This is a genomic window from Pseudomonas sp. GW456-E7 (genome assembly GCF_059424105.1).
In genome coordinates, this window is record NZ_JBWKZB010000036.1 from 54,454 (window position 1) to 70,316 (window position 15,863).

Here is a 15,863-nt window from a genome sequence, read left to right on the forward strand (position 1 = left end):
ACTACACGGAGTCACTATGACTGCAAAACCACTGCTCACCGCCTTGCTGCCCCTGGTTTCCGACCTGTCCCGCGAACTGCCCGAGGGCGAGCGTTATCGCCGCCTGCTGGAGGCCATGCGCGCCCTGCTCCCGTGCGATGCCGCCGCGCTGCTGCGCCTCGATGGCGAATGGCTGGTGCCGCTGGCCGTCGACGGTTTGAGTACCGACACCCTCGGTCGGCGCTTCAAGGTCAGTGAGCACCCGCGTTTCGCAGCGCTGCTCGGCAGCCCCGGCCCGACCCGTTTCGCTGCCGACAGCGACTTGCCCGACCCCTATGACGGTCTGGTCGATGGCCTGGATGATCATCTGGAAGTCCACGACTGCATGGGTTGCCCCTTGTTCATCGACGAGCGCCCCTGGGGTCTGCTGACCCTCGACGCCCTCGATCCGGAGCGCTTCGAACCGATCGAACTGGATGCCCTGCAAGCCTTCGCCAGCCTGGCCGCCGCCACGGTCAACGCCGCCGAACGCATCGAGCGGTTGAACAACCGGGTCGAAGATGAGCATCAGCGCGCCGAGGTCTACCGCCAGGCCAGCGGCCAGCAAAATCGCGAGATGATTGGCCAGAGCAAGGCCCACAAGCGTCTGGTCGAAGAAATCAGCCTGGTCGGCGGCAGCGACCTGACCGTGCTGATCACTGGCGAAACCGGGGTCGGCAAGGAGTTGGTGGCCCAGGCCATCCATGCCGCCTCGCCCCGCGCCGACAAACCGATCATCAGCCTCAACTGCGCCGCGTTGCCCGACACCTTGGTGGAAAGCGAGTTGTTCGGCCATGTCCGCGGCGCCTTTACCGGGGCGATGAACGACCGCCGTGGCAAGTTCGAGCTGGCCAATGGCGGCACGCTGTTTCTCGATGAGGTCGGTGAGCTGTCGTTGACGGTGCAGGCCAAGCTGTTGCGGGTGCTGCAGAGCGGTCAGCTGCAGCGATTGGGCTCGGACCAGGAGCATCAGGTCGACGTGCGCCTGATCGCGGCGACCAACCGCGACCTCGCCGAGGAAGTGCGCAGCGGTCGTTACCGTGCCGACTTCTATCATCGCCTCAGCGTTTATCCGCTGCTGGTGCCGGCCCTGCGCGATCGCGGGCGCGATGTGCTGCTGCTCAGCGGTTACTTCCTCGAGCAGAACCGTTCGCGCATGGGCCTCAACAGCCTGCGCCTGAGCAGCGACGCCCAGGCCGCGCTATTGGCCTATGACTGGCCCGGCAATGTGCGCGAGCTTGAACATTTGATCGGCCGCAGCGCCTTGAAAGCCCTGGGTAATTGCAAGGAACGGCCGAAGATTCTCAGCCTGAGCGCCGCCGACCTGGACTTGCCCAACGCCAGCGTTGAAACCGCTGCCGAGCAGCCTGTCGCCACCGTCACCCAAGCGCCGACCGGCGATTTGCGTGAGGCCACCGAGCGTTATCAGCGCCTAATGATCGGTGCCTGCCTGGAACGGCATAACAACAACTGGGCAAGCGCGGCCCGTGAGCTAGGCTTGGATCGGGCGAACCTGGGGCGAATGGCCAAGCGGTTGGGGATGAAATAAGCAAAGATTTCTGACAGAGAAATGCGATCCCTGTAGGAGCTGCCGCAGGCTGCGATCTTTTGATCTGCCCTTGAGTCATTGAAACTAAAGACTGCCCCCGACAAGTCGATAACCCGGCATCGAAGTCATGGCGATCCCGGGATTGCCCGTCACCTTTTTCCAGAGAAGGTTCATATGTCCTCCACCAAAGCCCGCGCAGACTCACTTTCGCTTCTGCTGTTTACCCTGCGCAGCGGCAAGCTGATGGCGATCAACCTGCTCAAGGTCAGTGAGATCATTCCCTGCCCGCCGCTGACCCGGCTGCCGGAGTCACACCCCCACGTCAAAGGCATCGCCACCCTGCGCGGCGCATCCCTGTCGGTGATCGACCTCAGCCGCGCCATTGGCGAGCGCCCGCTGGAAGACCCGAACGGCGGCTGCCTGATCGTCACGGATGTCAGCCGTTCCAAGCAGGGCCTGCACGTGCAGGCCGTGAGCAAGATCGTCCATTGCCTGACCACCGACATCCGCCCGCCGCCCTTCGGCTCCGGTGGTTTGCGCGCCTATATCACCGGCGTGACGTCAGTCGATGGCACCCTGGTGCAGGTACTGGACATCGAAAAAGTCATCCACGGCATCGCCCCGGCACAAATCGAAATGGCGCCGACCGAACTGAGCATGGAAGACGCCGAACTGCTCGGCAACGCGCGCATCCTGGTGGTCGACGACAGCCAGGTCGCCTTGCAGCAATCGGTACACACCCTGCGTAACCTTGGCCTGCAATGCCATACGGCCCGCAGCGCCAAGGAAGCCATTGACTGCCTGCTGGACCTGCAAGGCACCGCGCAGCAGATCAACCTGATCGTCTCGGACATCGAAATGTCCGAGATGGACGGCTACGCCTTCACCCGCACCCTGCGGGAAACCCCGGACTTCGCGCATCTATATGTCTTGCTGCACACGTCGCTGGACAGTGCGATGAACGCCGAGAAAGCCCGACTGGCGGGGGCGAACGCGGTGCTCACCAAGTTCTCTTCGCCGGAGTTGACCCAGTGCCTGATCACTGCGGCCAAGGCTGTCGCTGAACAGGGTTACTGAGCCTTGGCCGAGGACTTTTGCTGGCTGATGCGGCGCGACCTCACTGAAGTCGTACCGTCTCCCGATTGGCCAGCCGGCCTGCAACTGAGCGAATACCATCCCGAAATCGGCGCAGCCGTGCACCGGTTGATGGAGTTCGGTTACCTCGAAGGTGGCGGTCGCGTGGCAGCGCTGGACATGTGGCAATGGCAGTTTGAAAACGACCCGGAATATGACCCGGCGCTGTGCTTCATCGCCCGGGATGCCGAAGGCATTGTTGGCGTGTGCCAGTGCTGGACCAGCGCCTACATCAAGAACCTGGTGGTGCACCCGCGATTCCAGGGCCGGGGCTTGGGGCGTGCCTTGTTGTTGCAGGCGTTCAAGGTGTTCCAGCAACGGCGCGAAGGATGTGTGGACTTGAAGGTGCTGGAAGACAACCACCGGGCGCGGCGATTGTATGAAAGTGTCGGGATGCGTGCCGTTCGCCGGGAGCCGGTTCCAGACTGATACGCCGCAATCGCGAGCAAGCTCGCTCCTACAGGTTACCCGTCGTACGCACAATCTGTGGCCACACTCGGTCACTGTGGGAGCGAGCCTGCTCGCGATGAGGCCCACATAATCTGCGCCAAATCTTCAGGCATACTCACCTTTCGGCCACTGCCCCAAGGACGCCTGAACCATGAAAGCAGCCACCCTGACTATTCTCTGCCTCACCGCCCTCGCCTCTCAGGCCCACGCCTCCAGCCCCGATGCCTGGGCCGCCTACGACAAGGCCGTACTTGCCAGTTGCACCAAGGCCAGCGGCCTGAAAGACACCAAACCCGTGGGCAACGCCGCGCAGTTCGATGACCGGGTTGGCTATACCGCGCTCCTGCTCCAGGGCCAGTACCCGCAAAAGCACATGAAAGGTGCACAAGGCACCGAGCTGTGCCTCTACAACAAAAAGAGCAAAACCGCGTACGTCACCGAATGGGACTCCATCCGCCCGACCGCCAAGGCCAATTGAGTGGCGCACATTTCGTTGCGGGCAGTTTGATCAAAAACTTGGGCTACCGGCAATGGCCCCATCGCGAGCAGGCTCGCTCCCAAAAGGGATCTTCAGTGAACATGGAATTTGTGTACGACACAGATTCACTGTGGGAGCGAGCCTGCTCGCGATGACGGCAGGCCAGGCACTGGAATTTCAGCGCTTGCCCATCGACCGGCGAGTCCCCGGCGGCGCCATGCCCGGCGTCTTGGTGTGGCCGTTCTTGGCGCCGTTCTTGTACCACGGCTGGTTCGAGCCCTTGGCTGCCGCCAGTTCGCCCGGCTTGAACGGGAACTTGAATGCCGGGATTTCGGCTTTGGTTTCGCTGTCGGCGCTGGAGTCGACGCTGTCTGGCAGCTCTGCCTGCACGTCGCTCTGGGTGTCGGCGACCGGCGGTTGTTTCGGGGAAGTCATGAAAGCTCCGGGTGATGCATGAATTGTCGGGCCCGGTGAGTGAGCCGCGAAAGAGGGCAGTATAACGGAACGGCAGCGACAAGCTTCAAGCGACAAGCTTCAAGTTAAAAGCGATGAGGTCGACTTTTAAACTTGCAGCTTGCCGCGTGAAACTTGTAGCTTGCTAAGCATTCTTCACCGCCCGACGAGCCCGCCCCTCATGAAAAAGACTGTCCTGGCCTTCAGCCGCGTCACTCCGGCAATGGTCGAACGCCTGCAACAGGATTTCGACGTCATCGTGCCGAATCCGAAAAACGGCGATATCAACGCCCAGTTCAACGAAGCCCTGCCCCATGCCCACGGCCTGATCGGCGTTGGTCGCAAACTCGGCCGCGCCCAATTGGAAAACGCCGCCAGCCTGGAAGTGGTGTCCAGCGTCTCGGTGGGCTACGACAACTATGACCTGGCCTACTTCAACGAACGCGGAATCATGCTGACCAACACGCCGGATGTGCTCACCGAAAGCACCGCCGACCTGGCGTTCGCGCTGTTGATGAGCAGCGCGCGTCGCGTTGCTGAACTGGATGCCTGGACCAAGGCCGGGCAATGGCAGGCCACTGTCGGTGCGCCGTTGTTCGGTTGCGATGTGCATGGCAAGACCCTGGGCATCGTCGGCATGGGCAATATCGGTGCGGCCATCGCCCGACGTGGTCGCCTGGGGTTCAACATGCCGGTCATCTACAGCGGCAACAGTCGCAAGACCGGGCTGGAACAGGAACTCGGCGCGCAGTTTCGCAGCCTCGATCAGTTGCTGGTCGAAGCTGATTTCGTCTGCCTGGTGGTACCGCTCAGCGAAAAAACCAGGCACCTGATCAGCCATCGCGAACTGGCGCTGATGAAGCCGAGTGCGATACTGGTGAACATCTCCCGTGGCCCGGTGGTGGATGAACCGGCGCTGATCGAAGCGCTGCAAAACAAGCGCATTCGTGGTGCCGGGCTGGACGTGTACGAAAAAGAACCGCTGGCCGAGTCACCACTGTTCCAGCTGAACAACGCCGTGACCTTGCCGCACATCGGCTCGGCCACCCATGAGACCCGCGATGCCATGGCCAACCGTGCCCTGGCCAACTTGCGCAGCGCCCTGTTGGGGGAGCGCCCGCAGGACCTGGTAAACCCGCAAGTCTGGAAGGGCTGACGCAAAACGGGCAGGTGATACAAGCGCCTGCCCTTTGCCTTCAGAAGTTCGATTAAAACAAACTTGAATTCAACTAATACACACTTTGCAATTCAGCACATCACCCAGCAATAGAACCATCCGCTAAGATCCGTTACTTAAAAGGAAACCTTCCTTGATAATAACGGAGAAAAGTCTTGAACTCACTCAATACCGACCAGATCATTAGAATCAGCAAAGCCTCGATTGTGCTATTTATCAGCTTTTTCGGGTTATTGACGACTTACAACAATTTCGCCGATTACTCCACAAACTACGAATACCTCGCACACATACTGAGCATGGACACGACCCTGAATCAACTCAAGTACAGTAATAGAGCCATCACATCGCCCATGCTTCATCATCGGATCTTTTGGTTGCTCATCACACTTGAAATCATGTTTACACTCCTCTGCACAATAGGAGCCTACTATCTTTACAAAAACATAAACACCAGCAAGGAAGCGTTCCACGAAGCAAAAAAATTTGCAGTTATCGGGTTACTGATTGCTATATTTATATATTACGTTTGTTTTCAGGCCATCGGTATCGAATGGTTCAATATGGACGAATCAAAAAAATGGAACTACAGGGACTGGGGTCGGCAAGCCGTTGACTTCATAATGTTATCCCTGATCTATATTGTATTGCCGATCGAGAGCGGAGAGCCGCCACTCTCGCCCGCCTCTGCTGAATCACGCTAACTTGCCAGTTCCCTGCATCAACGGCACTTTGGGTTTACGAAACACCAGTACGTTGCCCGACATCACCAACACCAGCCCCAACAGTGCCGGCATCGTCCACTGATAACCCTCGGCGAACGCCGACACGTTGAGCGCCACCACCGGAAACAACACTGTGCAGTACGCCGCCCGCTCAGGCCCCATGCGGCCGACCAGTGTGAGGTAGGCAGTGAAACCGATGACCGACCCGGGAATCACCAGGTACAACAGTGAGCCGATGTAACGCGCACTCATTTCAATGTCGAAGGGAATGCCTTTGACCAGGCACCACACCGAGAGCATCGCCGCCCCGTAGGCCATGCCCCAGGCATTGGTGGTCAGCGGCTTGAGACCGGCCTTCTGTTGCAGGCTTGAAAGCATGTTGCCCGCCGAGAAACACAAGGTGCCGCACAAAGCCAGACCAAGGCCGAGCAAGGTTTCCGGGCTGGCGGTATGCCCGGCCAGTTCCGGCCAGAACAACAGGCCCAGCCCAAGCAGGCCCAACGCACCGCCCATCAGCACGTTGCGGGCGATTCTTTGGCCGAAGAACACTCGCGCGTTGAGGGCGTTCCACAGGGTGGCGGTGGAAAACACGACGGCCACCAGACCGCTGGGGATCCACTGGCTCGCGGTGAGGAAACACATGAAGTTGACGCAGAACAGGCACAGGCCCTGAGCCAGGCATATCAAGTGCCCCCGACGGTTCATCACTTGCAGGCGCCGACTGAGCAACAGGATCACGAACAGCACCAGCGCGGCGAGGCCGAAGCGATAGACGATCGACACGGGAATCGCCACCACGCCCAGTTGCCATTTCAAGGCAATCCAGGTGGTGCCCCAGATCAGCACGGTCAGCAGGTACAAAGAAAGGTTCATGGCAAAGGCTCCTCGATAGGCGCCCAGTGTCCGGCGTCACGCCTTTGGGCACTTGCATAAACTTGCGCTTTTGTCTGGCGACGGGCTGGCAGGCGCACGTCTACGGAGTAGGATGCAGGGCGTTGGATGCAGGTGTTAGAGAGCAACGATCATGGCTGCACTGGATACCCTACAAGTCTTTCAAGCCCTCAACAGCTCGCCGAATGCTCGTCTGGAGCACAGCGCCGAGCTGGGTGACGGCATGTCTGCCGCCTTGTGGAGCAATCACCACGACGCCCGGGAATACGAGGCGCCCAGCCACCACACGTTGTCCTGTTACATAGCTGGCGGCACCGGCACCTTCCGTCGCGGTCAGCCCGGCAACAAGGGCGGCCCGGACAAACTGTGCATCCTGCCGGCCGACCACCAGTCAGGCTGGGTGATCAACGGCGACATCCGTCTTGCACACCTGTACTTCAGCCCCGAACAATTTGCCCTCGGCTGCGTCACCCTGCTTGATCGCGAGCCAAGGGAAATGCAGCTGCGCGAGCAGACCTTTCTCGATGACCCGCAGCAGGCGCTGCGCTTTCGGCAGTTGATCCGCTTGAACTGGGACGAGCCGGGCGAGCGCCTGCTGACCAGCAGCCTGGCCCACGAACTGCTCAGCCATGCCCTGCTCAGCCAGGTCAACACCCGACAAGGCCTGCGCCTTAAAGGTGGATTGGCCGCGCATCAGCGCCGGCATCTGGTGGAGTACATCGACAGCCATCTGGACCAGGCCATCAGCCTGGGTCAATTGGCGGCTTTGTGCGCGTTGTCGGAGTACCACTTCGCGCGGATGTTCCGCGAGAGCTTCGGTTTACCGCCCCACCAGTACCTGCTGGCGCGGCGCCTGAACCGGGCGCGGGAATTGCTGCGCACGACCTCGCAGCCACTGGGGGAGATTGCGCTGGCTTGCGGCTTCTCCAGTGCCAGCCACTTCACCAACCGCTTTCGCCAGGCATTGGGCGCAACACCCGGCGAGTATCGACAGGCGTTTTTGCGCTAGAGCATTGCGATCCCCCTGTAGGAGCTGCCGCAGGCTGCGATCTTTTAACCCGCTACGGCAAGATCAAAAGATCGCAGCCTTCGGCAGCTCCTACATTAAAACTCCAGCTGCGATCTTCCAACCCATCACAGATCCCCTGTAGGAGCTGCCGCAGGCTGCGATCTTTTAACCCGCTACGGCAAGATCAAAAGATCGCAGCCTTCGGCAGCTCCTACATTAAAACTCCAGCTGCGATCTTTTAACCCATCACAGATCCCCTGTAGGAGCTGCCGCAGGCTGCGATCTTTTAATCCGCTACGGCAAGATCAAAAGATCGCAGCCTTCGGCAGCTCCTACATTAAAACTCCAGGGTGCTGGATAACGTCACCTGCCGCGAATCCCCCATGGAAACAAAGAACCGGCTCGCCGCCGAGGTGTAGTAGGTGCGGTCGAACAGGTTCTTCACGTTGAGCTGCAACTTGACCTTCTGCCCGTCGACCTGGGTGTCGTAGGTGGCAAACGCATCGGCCACGGTGTAGCTCGGCAGGTCGAAATCGTTCACCGCGTTGCCCGCGCGCTCCCCCACATAACGCGCCCCGGCGCCGACCCGCAGTTGATCACCGCCAATGACGCTGCCGAAGTCATAGACCGCCGACAACGAGCCGCTGTTCTTCGCCACGTTTTGCAGTTGATTACCCTTGTAAACCGGGTCTTCGGTGACTTCGGCATCGGTGTAGGCGTAGCTGCCGATCATGCTCCAGCGATCGGTGAGCTGCCCGCTCAAGTCCACTTCCAGGCCACGGGAGCGCACTTCGCCGGCGGCGCTGTAGATCGTGGTCGGGCCTTCGGCGTTGGCCACCAGCACATTGCGCTTCTTGATGTCGAACAACGCGATGTTGCCGGTGACGCGGCCCGGCAGATCAAGCTTGGCACCCAACTCCCAGGCCTTGGCTTCTTCCGGGGCGATGCCGCCGTCAAGCACGGTACTGCTGCCGCTCAACGGCGCGATGGTCGAGTTGGGTTTGAACGACTCGGTGTAGCTGCCGTAGAACGACAAGGCATCGGTGTACTTGTACACAAGGCCCGCGCGCGGCACCCATTTCTGCCCGTTGCTGTCGGTGTTGGCGTGGAACGGCACGCCTTTGCCGGCGTACTGGTCGTACATCTGGAAACGCGCGCCGGCCACCAGAATCCATTGCTCGTTGAGGTGGATGGAATCCTGCAGGAAGGCCGAATCGCTGCGCAGCTCATCGGTCTGCGCGCTGTCGGGAGCGCTGACAGTGGTGCCCGCTACTTCCTGGCCATAGATCGGGTTCACGTAGCTGAAGTTGGTACGGCTTTTCTGGCGGATCAGGTCTTCGCGATAGATCTTGCGGTATTCGTCGTCGATGCCGAACAGCAGGTCGTGCTGCAGGCCGAGCACATTCACGTTGCCTTCGAGGCTGGCGGTGGTGAATCGGTCGGTGCTGATCGCGTTCTGCGTGCCGTCCATGCTGCGGGTCAGGGTGCCCTTCCTGGTGTCGATGGCGGTCACGCGTACCTGGCTGGCGTCGTAGGTCTCGCGGTTCCAGCTGTAGCCGAAATGGGCTTTCCAGTTGTCGTTGAGTTCGTGATCAGCCTCGAAATGATAGAGATCCGAACGCCCTTCCATGTTGTTGAACGGCTCGTCGAGACGCTCGTTGCGCGAGATGTCCAGCGGGTGGTTGGTCCGAGGGTCGATCAGCGTGCCACGGTCGAACGGCGTGAGGAACTCGCGGTGCTCATAGGCGAACAGCAGCTTGGTGCTTTCGCCGTACCAGGCCAGCGACGGCGCAATCAGGCTTTCGCGATGCACGCCGAAGTTGCGCCAGTAATCTTCGTCTTCGTAGTCCAGCACCATGCGGTAGGCCAGCCCGGAATCGCCGAGGGCGCCGGTGCTGTCGAGCGTGCCGCCGCTGCCGTTCTTGCCATCGTCATAGCTCGAACCGCGCGCGGTCAGCGCGTTGTACTGCTCAAGTTCAGGCTTCTTGCTGACCATGTTGACCACACCGCCCGGATCCTGGATGCCGTAGAGCAACGAGGCCGGGCCCTTGAGCACTTCGACCCGGTCCACGCTGGCGTTGAGGCCGCGGCCCTGCACGATCGGCATGCCGTCGCGCATGATCGAGCCATTACGGTTGTCGCCAAAACCGCGAACCATCACCGAGTCCTGGGTGCTGCCCAGGGTATTGGCCTGGGTGATACCGCTGACGTTGGCCAGGGCGTCATCGAGATAGCGCGGCGCCTGGTCGCGGATCACCTGGGCCGGGACGACATTGATGGTCTGCGGGATGTCCTGAATCGGGGCCGAAGAGCGCATCACCGAAGAGATCGGTGGCGGCTGGTAGCTCATGGACTCATCCATCACCGAGGTGATGGTGGTCGCGCCCAGGTTCAACGCACCTTCAGTCGGCCGCGGTTCCAGCGCCATGGTATGGCCGTCGGTGCGGCGGAACGTCAATCCCGAGCCGGTGAGCAGACGCTGCAAGGCCTGTTCGGCGCTCATCTGGCCATTGACCGCCGGCGCATTGAGGCCGTACGGCGCTTCATCGGTGTAGACGACGCTGATGCCGGTTACCCGGCTGAAATCACTCAGGGCCTGGGGCAGCGGTTTGGCGGCCAGCGAGAAACTGAACTGCGCACGCGGCTGACTGCTGCCCGTTTCTGCGGCCAGCGCCAGGCCAAGCGGCAACAACGCCGATGCCGAAAAGCTCAACGCAGACACACCCAACCATTGTTTGACCGAACCCGATTTTGCCCTGGACTTCATGACTCATGACCTGTGTAGAACCGCAACGGATGCGAATGACTCGCAGTTTCAGTCACTACACGGATGGCGATCGGGTTTACCTCATCACAATTTGAAAATATTTTTACTCAGGGTGATGCAGTGTTTGAACTGGCCCCTTCGCGAGCAAGCCCGCGAAGAGGGCGCCAGCTTCAACGCAAAATAATCAGATGCCCCAACACCTGATGCTGCTCAAACCCCAACACCCCCTGCAAAGAACTCAACACCGCCTGCGGGTTCCTGCTCGGGAAGCTGCCACTGACCCGGCGTGCCGCCAGTTCATCGTTGAGCAACACGATCCGTCCCGGGTAATAGCGCCCCAGATCCCGCACCACATCGGCCAGCGTCGCCTTGTAGTAATTCAGCCAGCCCTGGCGCCAGGCCAACTGCGCCTCGCTGTCCACCGCGTGGAGCATTTGCGCCGAGCCCTCGCCGTAGGCGACTTGCTGGCCGGCGGTGAGGATTTGCTGTTCGGCGTCCTGGTCCGCCGTCACCCCGACTCGCCCGGACAGCACCGTGACCTGCGCCCCCCGAGGCTGCAAACGGACTTCAAACTGCGTGCCCAGGACTCGTGCCTGGCCTTTCTCGGCATCTACCACAAACGGCTCACCGGTGTGAGTAACGCTGAAAAACCCGGCGCCGCGACGCAGTTGCACATGCCGCTCGCCGCGACTGAAATCCACGGCGATGGCACTGTCGGCATCCAGTGTCACCTGCGACTGATCGGCCAGAGTGACGGTGCGGATTTCCCCCGGTGCCGAGACGAAGTCCGCGCCCAGGTCATCGATCCAGCGCGAGGGCTGCCAGCCTGTACCGAGACTGACCATCAACAGCAGACACGCCGCCATCGCCAGCGCACCGGACCAGCGCCCGACCGTGCTGCGACGAGACTTGTCCATGGCGTTGAGATACCTCTGCAAGGCCAGGGCATCTTCATCGGCGAGCGTGCGCGCCGGTCCTTCGCTCAGCTCCCACAAGACCTGCACCCGGGCATAGGCCTCGGCATGGGCGGGATCGGCCTGCAACCAATGACTGAAAGTCGCCTGATCAGCACTGCTGGGCTGGTCATGCAACAGTCTCAGCCAGGCCAGCGCTTGCTGTTCCTGAGCGGGCGTCGGGGTGACGCGTTCGAAGTGGTTCACGGTGCTTTCCCTGGCGTACGCGGTTCGGGTTCCCGAAGGCTGGCCTTGCAGGCTTCGAGGGCGCGCATCATATGTTTTTCCACGGCACTTTGGGACAAGCCCATGGCCTTGGCGATCTCGGCGTATTTACGGCCGTGAATGCGATTGAGCAGAAATATCTGCCGCGTGCGCTGCGGTAACGCGCGCAATGCGGCTTCGACGTGGCGCAGATCGTTGCCCGCCTCCAGCGCCGCTTGCGGTCCGCTGCCCTGGCTGTCCGGTGACTCCACCAGCATGCCTTCGCTGGCCCGGACCCGCGTGCCTTCACTGCGCAAATGATCGATGGCGATGTTGCCGGCACAGCGCAACAGATAGGTACTGAGTTCCTCGACTTGCACCAGCGGCCGCCGCCAGAACCGCAGGAACAAGTCCTGAACCAGGTCCGCCGCCGTCGCCCTGCAACCGACACGTCGACTCACCAGCGCTTCCATTTGCGAACGCTGGGAGAGAAACACCTGGAGAAAATGTGCACGGTCGCCGCGCGGTTGATCACGCTCGGTATCGTGGGGGTCGGGTGGGAGAGTCATCATCGTTCATGTTTCGACCTGGAAACCGGGGAGGCCACGACAGCGTCAGGGGGCCGGCAAGATCGCAATATTAATGATAAATATTCTCATATGCAAAAAGATCGGGGGCAACCCTCTATCTCGCCCGTTGGCTCACCGCCAACCTGGTTGTCCCCACAGCCCATGCCAATGACCCTGGCATCCAAAAGCCACCGAAACAAAAACGGGCCTGCAATGCAGGCCCGTTCTCATGGGAAGGTAAAAAGTGAATCAGGTGTCAGCCGTTAAGCGCCGCCTGTTCGTTTTCCAGAAACTCTTCTTCCAGCAGCTGGTCGGCATGGGCGCCACTCTCGATGGGCACCACATTTGCTCGTTTGCCGCGTAATTTGCCGAACATATGCTCCAGCGCATGTTCAAGTTTGGTGGCTGCTCCGTCGATCGCCTGCTCCATGGTGGAGGCTTTGTGGGTGACGGAAACCGGTTGATGGCCTTTTGGCCGCGCCTCCAGCTGGCAGCGCATGTCGTGGGGACCCGGCTTGTCGCCGTTCTCGTCCCGCAGGTGAACCTCGACGCGTGTCAGGTCCTCTTCGTAGCGTTCGAGCGTGCTCTCAATGGTCGTACGTACCCACTCCTCCAGTCGTTTACTGCCTTGAATATGGTTATCACTATTGACTTGGATTTGCATAGTTCATCCCTTATTTCAGCTAGCTCGCGAGAGGCCGGTCAGCTAAGCCCTTGGGCGTCATCACCGTGACCTCTTGGTTACACAATCGGTCTGTACGCTGAACAATTCAACCCCTAAAAAAAGATAAATATTCAATCGCAAAAAAAGCCGGACAACCGGTAAAAGCGCTGTTAAGGTCGGGAGTTGGGTCGCCCTGCTCTTGCGTAACAATTGCTCACATTTGCTGCTCCCCCAACGGGTGCAGGCTGCGAAAAACTCCCGCTTCCTCCACCAACCAATCGTGCACTGCGCGCACACCCGGATGGCTCAATGCCCCCGGTGCGTAAAGCAGCATGTAGCGCTTGTGGTTGGGCACCGCCAGACCAAACGGCACGATCAACGCCCCGCGTTCCAGCTCATCATTGAGCAAGGTTCGTCGGGCAATCGCCACCCCCATCCCGGCGATGGCCGCTTCGATGGTCAGGTGATTGCGATTGAAGGTATGCCCGCGTCGCACATCCGCCCCTTCGAAGCCGATGGCGTTGAGGTAAAACTCCCATTCCGCATATTCGTAGCTGCCGCGCCAGGCGGTGATGTCGTGCAGCAAAGGAAAGTGCATCAGGTCTGCCGGACCGTGAAGCGGCGGACGCCCCCGCAACAGGCTCGGCGCACACACCGGAAAAATCTGTTCATCGAGCAAGGCTGTGGATAACAGGCCCGGGTAGCTGCCGTCGTTCAGGTCGATTGCCAGGTCGAAGTCGCCTTCATGCAACGGCACGCTGCTGTCCTCGGCCACCAGGCGCAACTGGATGTCCGGAAAACGCTGCTGCAAGCGCGGCAGGCGCGGCGTCAGCCATTTGCTCAGGAACGACGGAATCGAACGCACCCGCAGAATCCCGCTGATCATGCCCGCATCCAGTCGGCGCAATTCCGCGTCGATGTTGCCAAAAGCCTCGTTGACGGTAATGGCCAGGCGCTGGCCCTCGGCGCTCAGCTCCACGCCACGGGCGCGGCGGTGAAACAGGCGAAAGCCCAGGCGTTCTTCCAACTGGCGGATCTGCTGGCTGACCGCCCCCGGTGTGATGTGCAGTTCTTCGGCGCAGCGGGTGAACGACAGGTGCCGCGCGGCACAGGCAAATACGTTCAGCCAGACGTAGGTCTGGGCATGTAATTGACGGCTCATCGTTTAGTCCTGCTAAAGGATGTCTTAGGAAATTTCGTTGGTCACGTAGGACCTTGGCGGGCAGTATCGCCGACATAGCGCTTGTCCTACAAAAATGGCGGCGATTTCTCTTCCATTACTTGTACAGGCTTTAGCATGGCTATCAGTGTTTTCGATCTCTTCAAAGTCGGCATCGGCCCGTCCAGTTCCCATACTGTCGGTCCGATGCGCGCCGCCGCGACCTTCGCTCAACAACTGCTCGAACAGGGTTTTCTGACGGACGTGCGACGCGTGGAGATTCGCCTTTACGGTTCTCTGTCGGCGACAGGCGTCGGTCACGCGACGGACCGCGCCTGCGTCATGGGCTTGATGGGCGAATGGCCCGACAGCATCGATCCCACCACCATCGACAGCCGCATTCACACCCTGCGCGAAACCGGCAAATTGTGTCTGGCAGGCGTTGCGGACATTGCCTTCGACTGGCACCGCGATCTCCTGTTGCTTGACGAGAGCCTGCCCTACCACCCCAATGCCATGTCCCTGACGGCTTTCAGTGAAACCGGCGAGCTGTTCGAGCAAACCTATTACTCGGTGGGCGGCGGTTTCATCATCGAAGCGGCCGAAGCCGACTCCGGGATCGCACCGGCCGGCGATGTGGTGCTGCCTTACGATTTCTCCAGCGCCGCCGAACTGCTCAAGCTGTGCAACGAGCACGGGCTGCGGGTCAGTGAGCTGATGATGGCCAACGAACGGGCATGGCGTGGGGATGCCGAGATTCGCGAGGGCCTGCTGCATATCTGGTCGGTGATGCGCGAATGCGTCGAGCAGGGCTTGCGTCACGAAGGCATCCTGCCCGGCGGTCTGAATGTTCCACGCCGAGCGGCGAAACTGCATCGCAGCCTGCAGGAAATCGGCAAGCCGAATGTCATCACCTCCACCTTGTCGGCGATGGAATGGGTCAACCTGTACGCCCTGGCCGTGAACGAAGAAAACGCGGCAGGCGGGCGCATGGTCACGGCACCGACCAACGGGGCAGCGGGCATCATTCCGGCGGTGCTGCATTACTACATGAAATTCAATGCCGATGCGTCCGACGACGACGTGGTCGCGTTCTTCCTGGGCGCAGCCGCCGTTGGCATCCTGTGCAAGAAAAACGCATCGATCTCCGGGGCCGAAGTCGGCTGCCAGGGCGAAGTCGGCTCTGCCTGCGCCATGGCCGCCGCGGGGTTGGCAGAGGTGCTGGGCGCAAGCCCGGAACAGTTGGAAAACGCCGCCGAAATCGGCCTGGAACACAATCTCGGCCTGACCTGCGACCCGGTTGGCGGTCTGGTGCAAGTGCCGTGCATCGAACGCAACGCAATCGCCGCCGTGAAAGCCATCAACGCCACGCAAATGGCCCTGCGCGGTGATGGCAAGCACTTCATTTCCCTGGACCGGGTGATCCGCACCATGCGCGACACCGGAGCCGACATGCACGACAAGTACAAAGAGACGTCACGGGGCGGACTGGCGGTGAACTGGGTGGAGTGCTGACCGTTTTGGTTGCACGCCCGCCGTTATTGCCCTGAAACGTGCAGAAAACGCGGCCCCCTGTAGGAGCGAGCCTGAACTGGTCAACTAATTTTGGACACCAGTTACGGTTTCATGCCGCCAGTTTCTCCATAGCTACCGGCGACCGGTA

Annotated in this window: 15 protein-coding genes; 8 read left to right on the forward strand and 7 right to left on the reverse strand. The window is 60.6% G+C overall.

What is annotated here, in order from left to right; all coding sequences use genetic code 11:
* Positions 1–16: 16 nt before the first annotated feature.
* From norR to AC07YV_RS21375, 4 genes are all read left to right on the forward strand, one after another.
* A complete protein-coding gene (norR, locus tag AC07YV_RS21360) occupies positions 17–1,567 on the forward strand; it encodes a nitric oxide reductase transcriptional regulator NorR (RefSeq protein ID WP_102701092.1) in 1,551 nt (516 codons plus the stop codon).
* A 174-nt stretch (positions 1,568–1,741) separates the two neighbouring features.
* Complete coding sequence (locus AC07YV_RS21365) at positions 1,742–2,644, forward strand: chemotaxis protein CheV (protein WP_007970363.1); 903 nt, start codon at positions 1,742–1,744, stop codon at positions 2,642–2,644.
* Positions 2,645–2,671: 27 nt separating this feature from the next.
* Positions 2,672–3,130, forward strand: a complete 459-nt coding sequence (locus AC07YV_RS21370) for a GNAT family N-acetyltransferase (RefSeq protein WP_173900831.1) — start codon at positions 2,672–2,674, stop codon at positions 3,128–3,130.
* 172 nt (positions 3,131–3,302) lie between these two features.
* Complete coding sequence (locus AC07YV_RS21375) at positions 3,303–3,629, forward strand: hypothetical protein (RefSeq protein ID WP_102701094.1); 327 nt, start codon at positions 3,303–3,305, stop codon at positions 3,627–3,629.
* A 177-nt stretch (positions 3,630–3,806) separates the two neighbouring features.
* Here the strand turns inward: AC07YV_RS21375 and AC07YV_RS21380 are convergent, their stop codons facing one another.
* The gene (locus AC07YV_RS21380; RefSeq protein ID WP_102701095.1) at positions 3,807–4,064 is read right to left on the reverse strand and encodes a hypothetical protein; all 258 of its coding nucleotides are present in this window, start codon (positions 4,062–4,064) and stop codon (positions 3,807–3,809) included.
* Between the two features lie 199 nt (positions 4,065–4,263).
* Here AC07YV_RS21380 and AC07YV_RS21385 point away from each other — a divergent pair, with 199 nt between their 5' ends.
* Both AC07YV_RS21385 and AC07YV_RS21390 read left to right on the forward strand, forming a co-directional pair.
* Positions 4,264–5,238: a 2-hydroxyacid dehydrogenase gene (locus tag AC07YV_RS21385; RefSeq protein WP_102701096.1), complete on the forward strand. Its 975-nt coding sequence runs from the start codon at positions 4,264–4,266 to the stop codon at positions 5,236–5,238.
* A 176-nt stretch (positions 5,239–5,414) separates the two neighbouring features.
* Positions 5,415–5,963 carry a DUF2165 domain-containing protein gene (locus AC07YV_RS21390; RefSeq protein ID WP_102701097.1) on the forward strand — a complete coding sequence of 183 codons (549 nt, stop codon included), beginning with the start codon at positions 5,415–5,417 and terminating at the stop codon, positions 5,961–5,963.
* Here AC07YV_RS21390 and AC07YV_RS21395 read toward each other — a convergent pair.
* Positions 5,955–6,857: a DMT family transporter gene (locus tag AC07YV_RS21395; RefSeq protein ID WP_102701098.1), complete on the reverse strand. Its 903-nt coding sequence runs from the start codon at positions 6,855–6,857 to the stop codon at positions 5,955–5,957. The two genes, AC07YV_RS21390 and AC07YV_RS21395, sit on opposite strands and share 9 nt — an antisense overlap.
* A gap of 151 nt (positions 6,858–7,008) precedes the next feature.
* On the opposite strand from AC07YV_RS21395, the gene AC07YV_RS21400 reads away from it, so the two are divergent.
* Positions 7,009–7,884 carry a helix-turn-helix domain-containing protein gene (locus tag AC07YV_RS21400; protein ID WP_102701099.1) on the forward strand — a complete coding sequence of 292 codons (876 nt, stop codon included), beginning with the start codon at positions 7,009–7,011 and terminating at the stop codon, positions 7,882–7,884.
* Between the two features lie 337 nt (positions 7,885–8,221).
* Here the strand turns inward: AC07YV_RS21400 and AC07YV_RS21405 are convergent, their stop codons facing one another.
* From AC07YV_RS21405 to AC07YV_RS21425, 5 genes are all read right to left on the reverse strand, one after another.
* Positions 8,222–10,651 carry a TonB-dependent siderophore receptor gene (locus AC07YV_RS21405; RefSeq protein WP_102701100.1) on the reverse strand — a complete coding sequence of 810 codons (2,430 nt, stop codon included), beginning with the start codon at positions 10,649–10,651 and terminating at the stop codon, positions 8,222–8,224.
* Positions 10,652–10,821: 170 nt separating this feature from the next.
* Positions 10,822–11,811, reverse strand: coding sequence for a FecR family protein (locus AC07YV_RS21410; RefSeq protein WP_102701101.1), 990 nt, complete (start codon positions 11,809–11,811; stop codon positions 10,822–10,824).
* Positions 11,808–12,380, reverse strand: a complete 573-nt coding sequence (locus AC07YV_RS21415; protein WP_102701102.1) for an RNA polymerase sigma factor — start codon at positions 12,378–12,380, stop codon at positions 11,808–11,810. Before AC07YV_RS21415 ends, AC07YV_RS21410 begins: the two co-directional genes overlap by 4 nt.
* Positions 12,381–12,633: 253 nt before the next feature.
* Complete coding sequence (locus AC07YV_RS21420; protein ID WP_007970346.1) at positions 12,634–13,041, reverse strand: HPF/RaiA family ribosome-associated protein; 408 nt, start codon at positions 13,039–13,041, stop codon at positions 12,634–12,636.
* Between the two features lie 214 nt (positions 13,042–13,255).
* The gene (locus AC07YV_RS21425) at positions 13,256–14,203 is read right to left on the reverse strand and encodes a LysR substrate-binding domain-containing protein (protein WP_102701103.1); all 948 of its coding nucleotides are present in this window, start codon (positions 14,201–14,203) and stop codon (positions 13,256–13,258) included.
* A 135-nt stretch (positions 14,204–14,338) separates the two neighbouring features.
* On the opposite strand from AC07YV_RS21425, the gene AC07YV_RS21430 reads away from it, so the two are divergent.
* Positions 14,339–15,715 (forward strand): L-serine ammonia-lyase, encoded by a 1,377-nt coding sequence (locus tag AC07YV_RS21430; RefSeq protein ID WP_102701104.1) that lies wholly within the window; start codon positions 14,339–14,341, stop codon positions 15,713–15,715.
* Positions 15,716–15,863: the final 148 nt, after the last annotated feature.

Excerpts from the sequence above, each read along its gene's own strand:
- norR (WP_102701092.1), top strand. The coding sequence starts at position 17 with ATGACTGCAAAACCACTGCTCACCGCCTTGCTGCCCCTGGTTTCCGAC.
- AC07YV_RS21365 (WP_007970363.1), top strand. The coding sequence starts at position 1,742 with ATGTCCTCCACCAAAGCCCGCGCAGACTCACTTTCGCTTCTGCTGTTT.
- AC07YV_RS21370 (WP_173900831.1), top strand. The coding sequence starts at position 2,672 with ATGCGGCGCGACCTCACTGAAGTCGTACCGTCTCCCGATTGGCCAGCC.
- AC07YV_RS21375 (WP_102701094.1), top strand. The coding sequence starts at position 3,303 with ATGAAAGCAGCCACCCTGACTATTCTCTGCCTCACCGCCCTCGCCTCT.
- AC07YV_RS21380 (WP_102701095.1), bottom strand. The coding sequence starts at position 4,064 with ATGACTTCCCCGAAACAACCGCCGGTCGCCGACACCCAGAGCGACGTG.
- AC07YV_RS21385 (WP_102701096.1), top strand. The coding sequence starts at position 4,264 with ATGAAAAAGACTGTCCTGGCCTTCAGCCGCGTCACTCCGGCAATGGTC.
- AC07YV_RS21395 (WP_102701098.1), bottom strand. The coding sequence starts at position 6,857 with ATGAACCTTTCTTTGTACCTGCTGACCGTGCTGATCTGGGGCACCACC.
- AC07YV_RS21400 (WP_102701099.1), top strand. The coding sequence starts at position 7,009 with ATGGCTGCACTGGATACCCTACAAGTCTTTCAAGCCCTCAACAGCTCG.
- AC07YV_RS21405 (WP_102701100.1), bottom strand. The coding sequence starts at position 10,651 with ATGAAGTCCAGGGCAAAATCGGGTTCGGTCAAACAATGGTTGGGTGTG.
- AC07YV_RS21415 (WP_102701102.1), bottom strand. The coding sequence starts at position 12,380 with ATGATGACTCTCCCACCCGACCCCCACGATACCGAGCGTGATCAACCG.
- AC07YV_RS21420 (WP_007970346.1), bottom strand. The coding sequence starts at position 13,041 with ATGCAAATCCAAGTCAATAGTGATAACCATATTCAAGGCAGTAAACGA.
- AC07YV_RS21425 (WP_102701103.1), bottom strand. The coding sequence starts at position 14,203 with ATGAGCCGTCAATTACATGCCCAGACCTACGTCTGGCTGAACGTATTT.
- AC07YV_RS21430 (WP_102701104.1), top strand. The coding sequence starts at position 14,339 with ATGGCTATCAGTGTTTTCGATCTCTTCAAAGTCGGCATCGGCCCGTCC.